The organism is Methylobacterium sp. WCS2018Hpa-22 (assembly GCF_031843785.1).
Taxonomy (GTDB): domain Bacteria; phylum Pseudomonadota; class Alphaproteobacteria; order Rhizobiales; family Beijerinckiaceae; genus Methylobacterium.
On sequence record NZ_JAVTJA010000005.1, the window covers coordinates 196838 to 212275 of the forward strand.

Below are 15438 nucleotides of genomic sequence, written 5' to 3' on the forward strand. Positions count from 1 at the left end.
GGATCGCGGGTGCGTGGCGGCGTGATGAAACGGCTTAGGGATGGGAAGGGGCTGCGCGGATGGCAATCAGCAGGATAGACCTCGGGGGCGCGGGCTCGCCGGAGGCGCTCGTCAAACGCATCTTACAGGCCGAGCCCAACCTTCTGGTGCCCGTGCCGATCCAGCAGCTATGCGCGCGCCTCGGAATCCTGAGGATCGACGACCTCGACGCCGATGGGTTCGAAGGCGGCCTCGCGACCGACGCGAAGCGGTCCGAAGGGATCATCCTCGCCAAGCGCGGGGGCGAACCGCGTCGCCGCTTCATCATCGCGCACGAACTCGGCCACTTCCTGATGGCGCACCATGTCCCGGATCAGCCCGGCCGGTTCCAGTGTAAAAGTTCTGACCTGCTGCGCGTTGCGGCGAAGGAGGGCGACCAGCGGCAGCGCAGGGAGGTCGAGGCCAACCGCTTCGCCTCACTCCTGCTGATGCCCCCGCACCTTCTCCGAGCGGCCATGGCGGCCTTTCCCGGGCCCGATCTGCAGCACGTTCTTGCGCTCGCGCGCGATTTCGGGGTCGGTAAGGAAACGGCGGCTCGGGCCTACGTGCAGTACCACCCCGAGCGGATCGCCATCGTCGTGGCGGGCAACGGCCGGGTGCAGCGCTGCTACCGTAGCCTCTCCTTCCCGGCCATCATCTGCGCGGTCGGCAGCCCGGTCCCGGTACACTCGTTCTGTCACGGCGGTCTGCTTCGGCGGGATATCGCGAGCGACATCGCCGCATGCAGTCCCGATCTTTGGATCGATGTGAGCCGCGACCTTCGCGCGCCGGCCCTCTTCGAGCAGGTGTACCGCCAGCAGAACGGCTTCGCGATGATCCTGCTGCGTCTGGAACCCGTCCCGGAGGAGAGCGCGGAGGAACGCAGGCTGGAGGAGGGCTGGCGTCACCGCTTCCACTCGGGGCGACGGTAGGCCAGAATCATGCAGGATCTGCCTGCTCTCGGGCTGCGCCTCGGCACTGATGCTCCGGGAACGCCCGACCGCCGACTCACACCCCTCCGCCGAAGGAAACGCTCGCCGGCACGGTGGAGCGCGCGACCTTCCACAACGCCGAGAGCGGCTGCTGCGTCCCGAAGGTCCAGGCGTGCGGCAAGCACGACGTTGTGCCAGTGATTAGCCACGCGCCCGCCATCGGCGCTGGCGAGTGGGTGACGGCGACATATCATTGGTTCACCACAACCGTCAGCGTAGTCTTCAGTTTGAGGCCGAAACCCTCAAATTTACGCCGCCGACCGTTGAAGATGGCATCGAGAAGTACCTCGCCCCTGACTACATGCGCGCCATCGGGTCAGCCATGGCATGTGGGAAAGCCCGCCTAGTGAACCTGGCCCCCTTTCCGTTCGATAAATGCTCTCGTACCCTGCGTGACCCGCTCCTAAAAGCGCAATGACTCGTCCGCACGCACCATGACGACGCGCATACGTAAGCAGGTCGCGCCTGCTCCGCACGACGCCGGAACCGTTTCGAGCGTCGAGAAGACCGGTCCGACGCATGCGCGCGGCCTCCATTACCTGGCAGGGCTCGGGATCAACGTCCGTCAGGGAGAGCCGTGTGACGGCATGCGGGTCGACTTCGAGCTGAGTTGCGGAACGTCGCTCCTCCGGATCGGTGGCGATGACTACGAGATACAGCTTCGCACCTGCCACGTGCAGTTGCAGCTAGAGAATTGCGCCGTGCTTCCGCAAAGCCGCTACGAGCATCGGCTTGGCAAGGGCTCTTTCGAGGTCAGCGGAACGGAGGCCCAGAGCAGGGGAGTTGAGCACGATGCTGGGTTAGGTATCGAGGGGTCGCTCGGTGCGAGCGTTACCACGCCTTCGGCATTCGCCAAGCTCACCGCCCGCTTCAAGCGCGCTTCGCGCAAAAGCCTGAAGAGCGAGGAGACCGTTCGCAGCCAATCCGTCACGGATCTCGTCGTGACCTCGGGCCAGGACCGCTGGCAGGTCGGCGATCCGGTGCGTGGCGATGCTCGCAGGAGGGACGGCCGGCTCCTGGGGACGTATTTCGGCGAGGAGCGCGACCGGGATGGCGACCCAAAACCCCTTTGCGTCGTCGGCAGGACGGATCCGGCCGCGCCGGTAATCATTACGGTCTCTGCATCGGCCTCCCTTGGGCATGTCCTAATCGAGCGGGCCGACCGGCAATCCGGCGAAGTAGATCGGAAGGAGGCCGGGGCCGCTTTGAAGCCGATGTCTTCCAGGGCGGTCAAGGAGCACAGCGTGGCGAAAGCAGGGCTTCGCAACAGGGTCGCCGGGCTGGTGATGGCCAAGGCGCTGGGGGAATCCCAACGCCAAGCAGGTTTTGCCGTGGCAGACGGCGAGTTCATGATTGCGCTACAATCGCTCGGCTTACCCGCCGCCCAGGCACCCGCCCGGACCCAGGGCGGAGAGGGTTCGTGAAGAGCCTCGACACTACTGCACTGGCGCCGGAGACCCTCGCGCGGATCGCCGCCGTTTGGGACACCCGTGAGGAGCGGCTACAGGCCTTGGTCGAAGCTGGTGGCCTCGATCCGTCAACCGATTTCCGGGGCCGGGATCTCAGGGGATGGGAACTTCAGGGTGAAGACGTTCGCGGCTTCAATTTCACCGGAGCCGATTTGAGGCAGACCGGCATCGAGTATGCTGTCCGCGACGAGACCACGATCCTTACCGACGCCGTCCTCGACGTCCCGGCAAACCGTATCCTATCGGCCCCGACGCGTACCCCTTCGGATGCCCGGGGCCGCAAGGCAGCGCGAACTCGTCCTACGGCACCGGAGGGCGGTTATACGAAGGTCCAGATCCCGACGTTGTCCGATGCCGAGCTCGTGGACCGGATCTTCGTCATCGACGATCCTCTCTCGCTCGACAACATCACCAGTGCGGCGCCCCCAACCGACGAATGGCTGACCTACGAAGGACGCTACGAGGTTGGCACGAGCGTGACCTGCGCCTTCGCCCACCGCCATAAGCGCGGATACGTGTTCCGGGACGAACAAGAGAGGCGCTACCTCATCGGACACGAATGCGGCGCCAAGCACCTTGGCCTTGGCAACTGGCAAAGTTTTACGACTGGCCGCGAGCAGTTGGAGGACCGGGCATCCTCCCTGCGCCTAATCCGGGACCTTGCCGATGCCTTCCGCCTCCATCGCGACTGGATCGCGCGGCTGCCGCAAGATCCGTCCATCCGGGCCTTCGACGACCTTCGCAGGCAACTAGTGGCAGACGTCCCCGAGCTTGTGGCGGCCGCCACTGCAACGACGGCGCGGTCGGACGGCATGCTCGCGATACCGGTGCGGGTCAGAGACCACGCGGCCGAGGAAAGACGGCGCGAGCGGGAGGCGCAGGCACGCGAGTGGTATGCCGGCCTGACGGAGGCGGAACGAAAGGCCTTCCACGCTAGGGGCGGGCGCGTGCCCGGCGTCGACAGAAGCCCGATTATCTCTAAAGGGACCCATGCACTGGGAACGCTCCAAGGCAGAGGCGTTTTCTCTTCGACGCCGGCGTTGTCGCTCGGAATGCGTCAGTTGCTTCCGCTGATCGACAGGTTCCTGGAGATGCCACGGACACCTGACACCAGGAAGGGACTGGTGGACGTGACGAGGAACGCCAAGGAGCTCGTGAACCGCCTGCACCGCGTTCAGGCCTTCATCGACGACGCGATCTCGTTCTTCGAGCAGAGTAATTTGGAAAGGGTCGCCCGGTGGGCCGACACGCATGGCTTCGACGGTCGCCGTTTCTCGATCCGCTCCGGGCACATCGAGATGGAGAAGGTCGACGGTGGGTTCAAGCAAGTCCTCGCGAGACCGCCGGCCCTCAAGTTGCTCGATCCCGCGCCATTCGAAACGCTGGGAGCCACCATTAACAGGGTCTCGGACCGTATTGCGAAGGCGCGCACCCGGAAGTCCGCTCAGCGATTCCTGTAAGGCGTTGAAATGCTAAAACGGTGCCAGGTTTAAAGTTGAACTCGGACGGTTGATTCTGTGAAACCGAAGCCTGCTATCCAGCACCGAGCCAAAGACTGCTCGTTGGCGTAAAGCGCACGCCGGCGTATTTGACTAACATCGGGGTATACCCTGCTGTGACGTAACATGACCGATATCGATCATCGTAACATCTGGGTTGACACCGGCTATTTGTGACAAGGTAGCCTCGGGCCTAAAGCTCAAGGTTACAAACCATGGCCCGCATCGGTTACGCCCGCGTCAGCACCCACGATCAGGATCTCGAAGGGCAGGTCGCCCGGCTGAAGGCCGAAGGCTGCGGGGTCATTCGTTCGGAGAAGGTCTCCGGTGGCAGCCGCGACGGTCGAGCCGAACTGGCGACCGTGCTAGAGTTCCTTCGACCGGGCGACGAACTCGTGGTCACGCGCCTCGACCGGCTCGGCCGCGATACCCGAGACGTCCTGAACCTCATTCACGAGGCCGAGCAGCGCGGCGCCCACGTCACCGTGCTCGACCCGCACGTCTTGACCCGAGGCGAAATGGGTCACGTTGTTCTGACGGTGCTCGGCATGGTAGCGCAAATGGAGCGACGGTTCATCAAGGAGCGCCAGCGCGAAGGCATCGAGCGCGCGAAAGGCAGCGGTGTATATGCCGGCGGTAAGCGCCGGCTCGACCACGACCGGATCAGTGCGATGTCGAAAGCAGGTGATGGGGCCGCAACGATTGCCATGGCATTGGGATGCTCCCGTATGCAGGTGTATCGGGTAATCAGAGAGCCCTGACGGGCCGACTGTATCGGGCCATGCCGGTTTCTTGGTTTGGCACAAGTGGTCGTTGAGCCGCCCGATACATGTGGGTATGCCATCGGCAACGGCTCGTTGCCACGCTCTACCACGGCTATCCCGTGCTGCCCTCCTACGGAGCGAAGTTATGTTCACCCACGTCATGATCGGCAGCAACGATCTGGACCGGGCTCGGAGCTTCTACGATGCCACATTCGTCGCGTTGGGAGGGAAGCCCGGCGTGATGGACCCCAGGGGCAGGTTGATCTACGCTCACGAGGGCGGGCGGCTGATGATCACGAAGCCCATCGATGGCAAGCTGGCGACAGTGGCCAACGGCGGAACCATCGGTATCGCCGCATCAAGCCGCGAGCATGTTCTAGCGTGGCATGAGACCGGCACTGAGCATGGTGGCGCCGCCATCGAAAGCCCTCCCGCAGAGCGCCCGAACGGGTCCTTTGTTGCTTATCTTCGTGATCCGGATGGAAACAAGCTCACCGTACGGACCCAGGCTACAAAGTGACAATATCCGTGGTCGCCATCACTCTGCTTCCCCTCGAAACCGAGGGCAATGGCTGACGCTGTGCGTCCGAGCAGGGTAGTGAGCGGTCATTGGGGAATCGCTTAGATGCGAACATTCAGCTTATCGCGACTACGCCCCGACCTTCATCAAAGCGAGAATGTCGTCGAGCGCCTCGGCCATGCCATCCCCGCTGTGGCCGAGAACGGAAACATCGTTACCTTGCGCCCGCGCGCGTGAGACCCGCCGACGGGGGCGAGCACGCTGACGTCTCGTGATCGCCCTGCGACTCGATCTGCGGCTCTTCTCTAAATTCAGGCCTGCTTAGACCCGACTCCGGCATCCTGCAGACCGCTGCGTAGCACTCGCATGGCCGCTAATTATTTAAATCGATGACCTATTTCGACGCGCGCCGATCCTCAGTCGCCGGCAGTTCCGCTCGATACCAAACGCAGGCCGGTCGGAACTCGGCTGTTCAGAGCAGCGATGACCTTGCTTTCCAACTCGCCGTCCCGGAACGGCTTCTGAACGATCCCCTCCACGCCGACCGACCCGACTTTCATCAGGGTGATGGTGTCGGCATATCCAGTCACGAAGAGGATCTGCATGCCGGGCCAGCGCTTACGGATCTCGACGGCCACCTCCGCCCCGTTCATTCCGGGCATGGCGAAATCTAGTACCACCAGGTCGACGCAGGGGTCGGCCTCCAGGGCCGCGAGCCCGGCGAGGCCGGATCCGGCCTCGCGGATTTCGTGGCCGGCCTCGGAAAGCCGCGTTGCGGTGACCTCGCGAACCTCGGTGTCGTCATCAATGACGAGGAGCACGGCCTTGCCGCCGGTGGCCTGCCACCCGGCGCAATCGACCTGCCGTCGTGCCTTGGGGAGGGGCTCCGTCTCGCTAGCGACGCGTGGCAGGTAAACCCGGATCGAGGTCCCTTCCCCGATTACGGTGTCAATTCGGATGCCACCCCCCGATTGCTTCACGAAGCCATAGGCCTGGGCGAGCCCGAGACCGGAGCCCTTGCCCACCTCCTTAGTGGTGAAGAACGGCTCGAAGGCCCGCTCAACGACCTCCGGCAGCATGCCGGTACCGGTGTCGCTGACCGCCACCATTACGTACTCGCCCGGGACGGGCTGCTCCGGTCGGGTCTGGGCGCCGGTGACCGTGACGTTGGCGGTTTCGATGGTGAGGCTGCCACCGACTGCCATGGCGTCGCGGGCGTTGATGGCGAGGTTAAGGATGACGAGCTCGATCTGGGTCGCATCGACCAGCGCCGGCCAGAGCTCCGGCTGCAGCGTCGTCTCGATCTTCACGGCGCCGCCTATCGAGCTCTGCAGCAGGTCGCGCATGGATGAAACGGTAGCGTTCAGGCTGACGGGTGTCGGCTCCAGTCGCTGGCGCCGCGAGAAGGCGAGCATTTGCGCCGTCAGGTTGGCACCGCGGTCGGATGCGCCCTTCATCATGGCGAGTCGGCGTTTCCCCCTCTCGCTGGTGACCTCGCGTTCGAGGAACTCGATGTTGCCCGAGATCACGGTGAGGAGGTTGTTGAAGTCGTGCGCGACGCCGCTCGTGAGCTGGCCGACGGCCTCTAGACGCTGGGCGAGGCGCAACGCCTCCTCGACCCGCTCGCGCTCCACGATCTGCGACTGGAGCTCGGCGTTCGACGCCGCGAGCTCGCGGGTCCGTTCAGCGATGCGGATCTCCAGCGTGTCGTTAAGGGCATGGAGCGCGTCCTCGGCCCGGCGCTTGTCCGCTTTGGCCCCGGCCTCGGCGAGCGCACGGAGGACGGTGCGGGGTAGGCGTTCGAGGCGCTGCTTCGTGACGTAGTCGACGGCGCCGTTCTTGATCGCCTCGACGGCGGTCTCCTCGCCGAGCGTGCCCGACACGAAGACGAAGGGCGTCTCTGGGCATTGCTCCCGCGCGATTGCAAAGGCGCTGATTCCGTCGAAGGTCGGCAGGACGTAGTCGGCGAGGATCAGGTCATGACGGTCGGCGACGGCTGCGGCCATGAAGTCGGGCCGGTCCATGACCCGCTCGATCACACAGGGGTGACCGACAGCGTCGAGGGCGGCCTCGATCAATTCGGCATCAAGGTCGCTGTCTTCCAGGTGAAGGATGCGGATCGGGGCGTCCATCAGGTGTTCGATGGCCAGCCTCCCCGATGCGGCGGCGGCTCGTTAAGGACCGCCCAGAAGACGCCGAGCTCCTGGATCGCCTTAAAGAACTCATTGAAGCCGACCGGCTTCACCACGAAGGCGTTCACCCCGAGGTCATAGGAACGGACCACGTCGGTCTCCTCGCGGGACGACGTCAGCATCACCACCGGGATCGAGCGAGTCTGGGGATCGCCCTTGACCGCGGCCAGCACCTCGATCCCGTCGACCTTGGGCAGCTTTAGGTCGAGCAGGATCACAGCGGGGGCCTGGACGGCACGGCTTTCGTAAGCGCCCCGGCGGTAAACGAAGTCGAGGGCTTCTGCCCCGTCCCGGCAGATAATGATCTCGTTGGCGAGTTGATTCGCCTCAAGTGCCGCGAGCGTCAACTCGATGTCGTTGGGATTGTCCTCGACGAGGAGGATCGGTTTCAGGGCCGCCATGTCAGGGTGCCTCCCCCCTCAAGGGTAACGTGAAGTGGAAGGTCGCGCCCTTGCCGAGGATGCCCTCGGCCCAGGTCCGGCCGCCGTGGCGCTCTACGATGCGGCGGACGTTGGCGAGCCCGATGCCGGTGCCTTCGAATTCCTCGACGCGATGGAGTCGCTGGAACACCCCGAACAGCTTGTCGACGTAGGCCATGTCGAAGCCGACTCCGTTGTCGCGCACGAAGAACACTGCCTCACCGTCCCTCGGAGGCAAGCGTCCGACCTCGATGACCGCCTCGGGGCTTTTGCGGCTGTACTTGAGCGCGTTCGAGAGTAGGTTCTCGATGACCAGGCGCAGCATGAACGGGTCGGCATGGGCGCGGCCCAGGTCACCGACCTCCCAGCGGACGGTGCGTTCGGCGGGGACGTCGCGCATGACCTTGCGGCGGACCTCCTCGACGAGGGCGTTCATGTTGCCGGCGACGCGGTTGAGTGAGTGGCGGCCCATCTGCGAGAACGATAGGAGGTTGTCGACCAGTGTCCCGGCCGAGAACGCCGCCTCGATGATCGTATCCACGTAGTGCCGGCCCTTCTCCGTAAGGTTCGACGCCTCTCGGCTCTTTAGGAGGTTCGAGTAACCGACGATGTGCCGGAACGGAGCCCGCAGGTCGTGGCTCACCGAGTAGGAGAAGGCTTCAAGCTCCTTGTTCGAGCGCTGGAGCTCTTCGCTGAGCGAAGCGAGTTCCTCGGCCCGGCGCAGCACAATCCCGATCACAGAGGCACGCAGGTCCTTGGCTGCGTCGACCTCGGGCAAGGACCACGGCAGCGAGCGGCCTTTCAGTGTCTCCTTCCAGATCTCGAAGGACTTCCGCGGGTGCAGGCGATCCGGGCCGCCCTCGGAATCGACCGTCGCCGGCTTGACCGGGTTGCCGCCCCACTTGACCGTCCGGACCACTTCTGGCCTGAACCAGAGGACGTAGCTCGCGTACTTCTTCGAGACCGAGATCGCCAGAAGGCCGCTGGCCTTGTCGGCGAACGCTTCGGCTGCTGGTAGGAGATCCGACATCGCCTCGGTGGCGAAGACCTCGTCGTCGTCCCGGGCGGAGAGCCAGTCGTAGAGGGTGCGGACCTCCGCCTCGGAGGGCGTGGACCCGATCAGGCGGCACCGGTCGCCGGTGACGACGGCCGCACCGGAGGCGTTGACGAGCGCCAAAACGTCGGTTGGGTGGTTGAGCAGGCCGTCGACGAAGCTGTCTTCCTCGGCCATGAAGCCGAGAAGCCGGGCCTGCACCGACCCGAGTGCCAAGCGCTGTTCCGCCTGGGCGCCACGCTCGCGGGCGGAGAGTTGCAGAGCGAAAATCTGGGTGAGAAAGTCGCAGGCGTTGCGGGCCTGGAGCGGCACCCGGCGCGGTTCATGGTTGTGGCAGGAGATCAGGCCCCACAGCGCGTCATCGACCAGGATCGAGACCGACATGGACGCCATCGTGCCCATGTTGCGCATGTACTCGACATGCACCGGCGATACGCTACGCAGGACCGACTGGCTGAGATCCAGGGGCTTGCCCGTCGGCGTTAGGGTGGGCTGGATCGGCACCGCAGCGTAGCTGGCATCTGGGATGATACGGAGGCGGTTGCGGCGATAGAGCTCGCGCGCCTGGGCCGGGATGTCCGAAGCGGGGAAGCGCAGGTCGAGATACGACGGAAGCGCTCCGTTCCCGTCCTCCGCGAGCACGGTCCCGTGCCAGTCGCGGTCGAAGCGGTAGACCAGGGCGCGGTCGAAGCCGGTAATATGTCGGATATCCTCGGCAACGATGGCGCAGAGCTTCTCGATGGTCGGGGCGACCCTCAGGCGTTGCACGAAGGCCCGAAGCCGTGGGGTCAGCGCGTCGAGGCCAGCCTCGACCGAGGCGTCCGCGATTTCCTCCAGTTCCAGCACGACGAGGTCGCTCACTCGATGCGCGGCGACCTCGTAGACGCCCCCGGTGCCAAGCGTCGCGGTGCGCAGGTAGTGAGCACCATCCTCGGCCGGTGGATCGGCGAGGTATCGGCGGACGACCGGAACCAGCTCGGGAAGGACGGCATCCAAGCTCGCGCCGACGGTCGCCGTTTCCGGCGCGTTCGCGCTTGCCTGCAGGATTTCGAGGCTGGCGACATCGAGGGTGAGCAGGAACCCATGAGGCTGGACACTGCCAACGATATGGATGGGCTCGCGGTCGCAGGCAGTCAGGTCCAGTCGAGGGGGCGCGTCGTTCGATGCCTTCAACCCGGGGGTCCTCTTCAGGCGGCTAAGCCCGTCGCGGACCGCACCAATTAATGAGCATTAACATTGGGGTCCGGGCCTGCCTATGACAGCGACATCCGTGGCAGCTCCGTTGCCTGGGCTGAAAGGTCACAGGTTCGTTTGCGCTGGTACTGATCGGCGAGATGAAACCTGATCGCTGACGATTAAGGTGGCTTGGTTGTTTGGGGCGATTAGACCTCCGGCAAACAGACCATTCGAAGGTCTCAGAAGGTCGGATGCGGAAATACCGGGTCGGGTTGATATCGTCCATCCGTACTACAGTCCGCGAAGGACCGCGCTCTTGAGCATTCGGTGTTCGATCTCGTCGATGTGACCGGCGGTGCGGAGATCGCCGAGGCGTTCGAGCTCCCGCACGGCATCGGCAGCTGACAGGGTGGGCCACACGCTTCCGACCGCATCCCAGTGAGGCGCTGCCACGAGGGCGACCCGTCGGGTGTCGTTGATGAACAGGCTTAGCCCCGACTCACCGCCCTGCGAGGCGCCGGGCTGATCCGGCCGATGCACCGCGTGCAGCGCCCAGACCAACGCCACGACCCATCCGACGAGCGTTCCGCCGAACAGGCCGTTGACCGCCAGGATGACCCAGCGGTTGGGATGGCGCCGATGGAAGGCGATGATCGAGGGCAGGCCATAGACGGCCACGCAAACAGTGACCGTGACCAGCACCAAGGCGGCGTCGTCGTTCACGCGCCGCGCGCCTGCGATAGGGCCTGCGCCTTCATCACCTCGAACTCGGTCTCCGACAGGCTGCCGCCGGTGCGAAGCTGCGCCAGCCGTTCGATCTCAGCGATGACGTCACGCTGCGGCGGGGCGACCGGCGCAACCGGGGTGGATTGGGCGGCCACCGATGGCGCGGTGCCAATTGAAACCGGCACGGCACCAGCCATTGGGGGCTGCCCGAACCGGTTCACCCCCGGCGTCCCGGCAAAGCAGGCGAAGACCAGCGCCACGGGGCTGAGCAACAACCACCACCCCGAATGGTCGGTGTCGTGCATCCGCCGAATGCCGGCGGCCACCTGGGGCACGAGGTGGATCAGGTGGACAAGGCCGATGAACAGGCCGCCATCCTTGTTGCCCGTGGCGAAGGCCGCATCAAGCATCAGGGCGATGACCGCGATGCCAAGGTACACGAGAATAAAGCGCCAGTAGTCGCCGCGCGAGGTGCGGCCGGTGAAGTCGCGAAAGCTCCGCATCGCACTGAGGTACGAGTTCATGTTCGGAATCCTGATGATGGGGGGGTGACAAGGGCGGTGCGGTGGCCAGGGGCAGGCGCAACGCCGTTCGGTCAGGTGCGCCGGCTAGGCAGCAGGCAGGCACGGCTATCGGTGTCGGAGGCTCAGTATTCCTGGGCCAGCATGATGGTGAGGATGCGCACGGTCACCGCCGGGTCGGCCGGGTCGGGCGAATGCCCGACCATGGCGCGGTCGTAGGTATCGATCTTCCAGAAGCACCGCTGCCCAGCGAGGTCGAAAGCGCCGAAATCGTGCTCGTTATACGGGTCGTCGGCGACGTTGAAGGCCGCGAACGATTGCACTGCTGCTTCGGCCTCGCGCCAGCGCTCCTCCGGCAGGGTGGCGACGCCGCGCGACAGCATCACATGGCCGCCGGCAAAGCTCCGGCGGAAGGCGTCGTTCAGGGCACGCACCTGATCGGTGCGGGTGGTCGAGGCGTGATCCGCCTCGACGCTGATGGGTGTCGGCCTGTTCATGCCCCTTGCTTCACGCCTTGAACCGCGCAGGGCGGCAGCAATCCAAGCTCGCTGCGGTGCCGGGTGATCAGCGGGTCGTCCGGCCAATCACGCCATTGAAGCTCGAAGGCGTCGTCGGCTTTGGTGTACATGATGATCGCCTCGAACCAGCCCTCTTGGGGGCCGGCGCAGGCGAGCACGAGGCAGCCCCGTTCAATGCCGGGCCAATCGGCGGGCGCCTTGAAGCGGCCGCCAGGGCCTCCGGCGCCCGAAGCGTCACCGGCACTGCCGCCTGAGGCCGGAGGGGCGCCGGTGGCCTTGGCTGAGGCCCTGACGGGCATGGTGACATCGGGCAGGCCCGCCGCCGCGACGAGCCGGTCGAACACCTCGGCTTTGACGAACGGTACGAAGGCTTTGCCACTCCCGAACAGGCGTCCCTGCGGCAGGCCGGCCGCGAGGCTGTGGTGGGTGTCGTCGCTGATCTCAAGCACATGCATGCCCATCAGGCCAGCGGCGCGCTCGGCCTCGGCCTTGTCACCGGCGGCAAAGCGCGAAGCGTGAGGGCGCTGTCGTTCGTCGCGGCCGAACAGGATCAGGCCGGGCGGTATGGCTGCGGTTGGGCTGGTTGAGGTGTTCAGGGTCATCAAACGGCTCCAGAAACGAGGAAGGCGGCCCGAAGGCCGCCTTGCGTTGAGTGTAATGGGAAGGATGCACCCGCCTGCTGCCGGTGAGGCTCGGGTAGTGGCAGGCGTCGCAACAGCAGGGGCATCGGGGGCATCCGGTTAGCTGCGAAACACCTCGCAGCGACCCTTACATTATAAGATTATCATCCTAATGTCAAGCTTAGGTTGATTTTGGTGCGGCACCCGATGCTGAGTCGCGCTGCTTTTCTTTCGATTGGCTCGCGAAGCGGCGGCAATTGGTAGTTTCCTACTCGTCCAGTTTCGGAAAGAAAAACACAAGAGGCGGAGTTTTACTTGAGGTTTGCTGAAGCATCCTTCGACCTAAAAAGTAACACTTTGCTAAGTCTGATGCATCAGGCTGCAAAAACAAATTGTCGTCGGATAATATCAAGTTTAGTACGGCCGCGCATGCCGCGCTTCAAGCACTTGAGGCGCGCAATCTGCCCTTCGGCCTTCCCACTGCTCTAAGGTAGTTTCAGCGCAGACCAAACGGAGTATCCGTTATGACTGATGCTGGCAGCGAAGCTCTCCACAATGCGGACTCCGCAGGTTGGCGCTTCGACCATGGTCGTCTCCTCCTGTTGTGGTCTTTGACGGACTGGACCCATGCACCGTCGTTGCGGCGCGTGGCGATCCCTTACGTGGGCTCGTCCTGTGGCACCAAACCCATGACGGCGATGCGATCTGTGAGATCCTTCAGCTCCTGACGAAGCGCGCCCAGATCCTTCTCGGGCAATCCGGTCCGGCAGACGACGGCCTGCTGCGCGACCGAGACCTTTTCTTCAAGGCTGATACCGGCCTCAGTGAGGACTACGAATACCACGCGGCGGTCGGCGCCGCGTGCGCGGGTGACGAAGCCGGCCGCCTCAAGCTTGTCGACGAGAGGGGTCACGGCGTTGGACCCGAGTTGCAGCCGCTCGGCCAAGGCGTGCACCGGCGCGGATCCGTCCTGCCAGAGCGCCAGCATGACGAGGTACTGCGGGTAGGTCAGACCGAGCTCGCCGAGCAGTGGGCGATAGGCGCGCACGACCGCGTTGGTCGCGGCGTAGAGCGCAAAGCAGAGCTGGTCGTCCAACTGCAGTCTGGACTTCTTCAAAGCCATGTTTACAACTCCATTCAGGCCTGAATGACTCACGCATGACGAAACATGTCAAGGCGAAGAGCGCTCGGACCCGATGCCGGGCTCATCGCCCAGCCAGGCCCTAAACCTACCCAGCGAGACCCGGCTCAAGGGTCCGTCACCAAGGAGAAACGCCATGAGGAAGATTCTGACCGCGACCCTCGCCGTCGCGTCCCTGTCCGCCACATCGGCGCTCGCCCTTGACGTGACCAAGACCACGACCGTCGCCGCGTCCCCGGCGGCTGTCTGGAAGACTATTGGCGAGTTCTGCGGTATCGGCGACTGGCATCCGGCCGTCGAGAAGTGCGTGCTGTCCGAGAAGGACGGCAAGAAGGTCCGTACCCTGTCCCTGAAGGGCGGCGGCACCATCGTCGAGCAGGAGGTCGCCCGCGACGACAAGAAGATGGACTACACCTATGCCATCCTGGAAAGCCCGCTGCCGGTCGAGGGTTACAAGTCGACCCTCTCGGTCGCACACGACGGCAAGGGCTCCAAGCTGACCTGGACCGGCAATTTCAAGGCCAAGGGCGCACCGGACGCCAAGGCCGAGGAGGTTGTCGGCGGCATCTACGACGGTGGCCTCAAGGGCATCTCCGACAAGGCCAAGTAGCGCCGCGTTCCCAACCGCGGCGGTTGCCGTCGCGGGCGGGGCGAACTTTAGCGTAGGAGCTCGCATGAGACATTTCGTTCGAACCCCGATCCTCGCGGTCGCGGTTCTGCTCGCCGGCATCGGCTGCGGTACCGCGAAGGAGGGCCACGATGCGAAGAGAATGGTCGCCATCGAAGATGGCTCGGCCGTCGTTTACGGTGCCGGACCGGCGAACCTCCCGAAAGGCATCCAGCTCAGTAAGTTGGCCGGCGATCCGGCCAAGCCCGGCCCGTTCGTGCTGCGCATCAAGGTCCCGGTTAGCACGGTGATCGCTCCCCATACCCACTCCCTCCCCGAGACGCTGACCATCCTCTCGGGCTCGATCTATCACCAGCACGGAGAGACCATCGACAAGGCGCAAGGAAAGGTCCTGAAGGCCGGCGGCTTCGTCTATCTGCCGCAGGACATGCCGCACTCGCTCTGGACTACGGACGAGCCGGTCGAGCTTCAGGTCAACGGCTCAGGACCCTTCGGGCTCAACTACGTCAACCCGGCCGACGACCCGAGTCGCAAGGCCGAATGAGGCCGCACGCCCCCGACAGTCACGCACCAATTTCAGGACTCCCAATGGCCTATCCCGCCCTGACTGCCTTTTACGCCGGACTGTTCGCGCTGATCTACGTCGGGCTTTCCGCCTGGGTCATGGCAAGCCGCGTGACCTCGGACACGCTGCATGGCGATGGCGGCAACAAGGCACTGGAGAAACGCATTCGCACTCAGGGTAATTTCGGCGAGTACGTGCCGCTCGCCCTCATCCTCGTCGCCCTCGTCGAGGCTGGCGGCGGCGGACCGACGCTGGTGCGAACCCTGCTGATCGTCCTGCTGGTTGGGCGCGTCCTGCATCCGTTCGGAATGTTCGCGGCCAAGAACTCTCCGGTGCAGTTCGCATGCCGCGGCGGCGGCATCCTCGCGACCCTCGGCGTCATCGCGGTGGCCGCGGTCGCCCTGCTTTTGCGGGTCGGGTGAGCGCAGCGCTAATCCCAAAGGCCCGGGACAAAGTATTTCGAGGCCATCTCGTGCAATCCGGTTGGGTATCGAACCCCTTCAGTCCAAGCCAGATCGTAATGACGACGACAAGGATCGAGCGATGACCATGGACGGCGCCGAGGTCCTAAGCCGGACCCTCACGGATACCTGCGCGACGTGGAGATAGACCTCGG

Annotated in this window: 16 protein-coding genes; 8 read left to right on the forward strand and 8 right to left on the reverse strand. The window is 64.6% G+C overall.

The window, feature by feature from the left end; translation table 11 throughout:
* Nucleotides 1-59 precede the first annotated feature (59 nt).
* The 5 genes from RQI43_RS08910 to RQI43_RS08930 all read left to right on the forward strand — a co-directional run bounded on the left by RQI43_RS08910 (nt 60) and on the right by RQI43_RS08930 (nt 5262).
* Nucleotides 60-950 (forward strand): ImmA/IrrE family metallo-endopeptidase, encoded by an 891-nt coding sequence (locus RQI43_RS08910; protein ID WP_311274919.1) that lies wholly within the window; start codon nt 60-62, stop codon nt 948-950.
* A gap of 647 nt (nt 951-1597) precedes the next feature.
* Nucleotides 1598-2434, forward strand: a complete 837-nt coding sequence (locus RQI43_RS08915; protein WP_311274920.1) for a hypothetical protein — start codon at nt 1598-1600, stop codon at nt 2432-2434.
* Between the two features lie 389 nt (nt 2435-2823).
* Nucleotides 2824-3939, forward strand: a complete 1116-nt coding sequence (locus tag RQI43_RS08920) for a hypothetical protein (protein WP_311274921.1) — start codon at nt 2824-2826, stop codon at nt 3937-3939.
* Between the two features lie 254 nt (nt 3940-4193).
* Nucleotides 4194-4739: a recombinase family protein gene (locus RQI43_RS08925; RefSeq protein ID WP_311274922.1), complete on the forward strand. Its 546-nt coding sequence runs from the start codon at nt 4194-4196 to the stop codon at nt 4737-4739.
* Between the two features lie 148 nt (nt 4740-4887).
* Nucleotides 4888-5262: a VOC family protein gene (locus tag RQI43_RS08930; RefSeq protein ID WP_311274923.1), complete on the forward strand. Its 375-nt coding sequence runs from the start codon at nt 4888-4890 to the stop codon at nt 5260-5262.
* Between the two features lie 416 nt (nt 5263-5678).
* Here RQI43_RS08930 and RQI43_RS08935 read toward each other — a convergent pair whose 3' ends face one another.
* From RQI43_RS08935 to RQI43_RS08970, 8 genes are all read right to left on the reverse strand, one after another.
* Nucleotides 5679-7394, reverse strand: a complete 1716-nt coding sequence (locus tag RQI43_RS08935; RefSeq protein ID WP_311274924.1) for a response regulator — start codon at nt 7392-7394, stop codon at nt 5679-5681.
* Complete coding sequence (locus RQI43_RS08940) at nt 7394-7855, reverse strand: response regulator (protein WP_311274925.1); 462 nt, start codon at nt 7853-7855, stop codon at nt 7394-7396. The genes RQI43_RS08935 and RQI43_RS08940 overlap by 1 nt, the downstream gene beginning before the upstream one ends.
* 1 nt (nt 7856) lies before the next feature.
* A complete protein-coding gene (locus tag RQI43_RS08945; protein ID WP_311274926.1) occupies nt 7857-10100 on the reverse strand; it encodes an ATP-binding protein in 2244 nt (747 codons plus the stop codon).
* Between the two features lie 294 nt (nt 10101-10394).
* Nucleotides 10395-10826 (reverse strand): superinfection immunity protein, encoded by a 432-nt coding sequence (locus RQI43_RS08950; RefSeq protein WP_311274927.1) that lies wholly within the window; start codon nt 10824-10826, stop codon nt 10395-10397.
* Nucleotides 10823-11353, reverse strand: coding sequence for a DUF805 domain-containing protein (locus tag RQI43_RS08955; protein WP_311274928.1), 531 nt, complete (start codon nt 11351-11353; stop codon nt 10823-10825). The genes RQI43_RS08950 and RQI43_RS08955 overlap by 4 nt, the downstream gene beginning before the upstream one ends.
* A gap of 122 nt (nt 11354-11475) precedes the next feature.
* Nucleotides 11476-11847, reverse strand: a complete 372-nt coding sequence (locus RQI43_RS08960; RefSeq protein ID WP_311274929.1) for a DUF3768 domain-containing protein — start codon at nt 11845-11847, stop codon at nt 11476-11478.
* On the reverse strand, nt 11844-12470 hold the full coding sequence (locus RQI43_RS08965; RefSeq protein WP_227436893.1) for a hypothetical protein: 627 nt from the start codon (nt 12468-12470) through the stop codon (nt 11844-11846). Before RQI43_RS08965 ends, RQI43_RS08960 begins: the two co-directional genes overlap by 4 nt.
* 676 nt (nt 12471-13146) lie before the next feature.
* The gene (locus RQI43_RS08970; protein WP_227436895.1) at nt 13147-13611 is read right to left on the reverse strand and encodes a MarR family winged helix-turn-helix transcriptional regulator; all 465 of its coding nucleotides are present in this window, start codon (nt 13609-13611) and stop codon (nt 13147-13149) included.
* Nucleotides 13612-13765: 154 nt separating this feature from the next.
* Here RQI43_RS08970 and RQI43_RS08975 point away from each other — a divergent pair, with 154 nt between their 5' ends.
* The 3 genes from RQI43_RS08975 to RQI43_RS08985 all read left to right on the forward strand — a co-directional run bounded on the left by RQI43_RS08975 (nt 13766) and on the right by RQI43_RS08985 (nt 15244).
* Nucleotides 13766-14239, forward strand: a complete 474-nt coding sequence (locus RQI43_RS08975) for an SRPBCC family protein (protein WP_227436897.1) — start codon at nt 13766-13768, stop codon at nt 14237-14239.
* Nucleotides 14240-14303: 64 nt separating this feature from the next.
* Complete coding sequence (locus RQI43_RS08980) at nt 14304-14801, forward strand: cupin domain-containing protein (RefSeq protein WP_227436899.1); 498 nt, start codon at nt 14304-14306, stop codon at nt 14799-14801.
* A 44-nt stretch (nt 14802-14845) separates the two neighbouring features.
* On the forward strand, nt 14846-15244 hold the full coding sequence (locus RQI43_RS08985; protein WP_227436901.1) for an MAPEG family protein: 399 nt from the start codon (nt 14846-14848) through the stop codon (nt 15242-15244).
* The last annotated feature ends 194 nt before the right edge of the window (nt 15245-15438 follow it).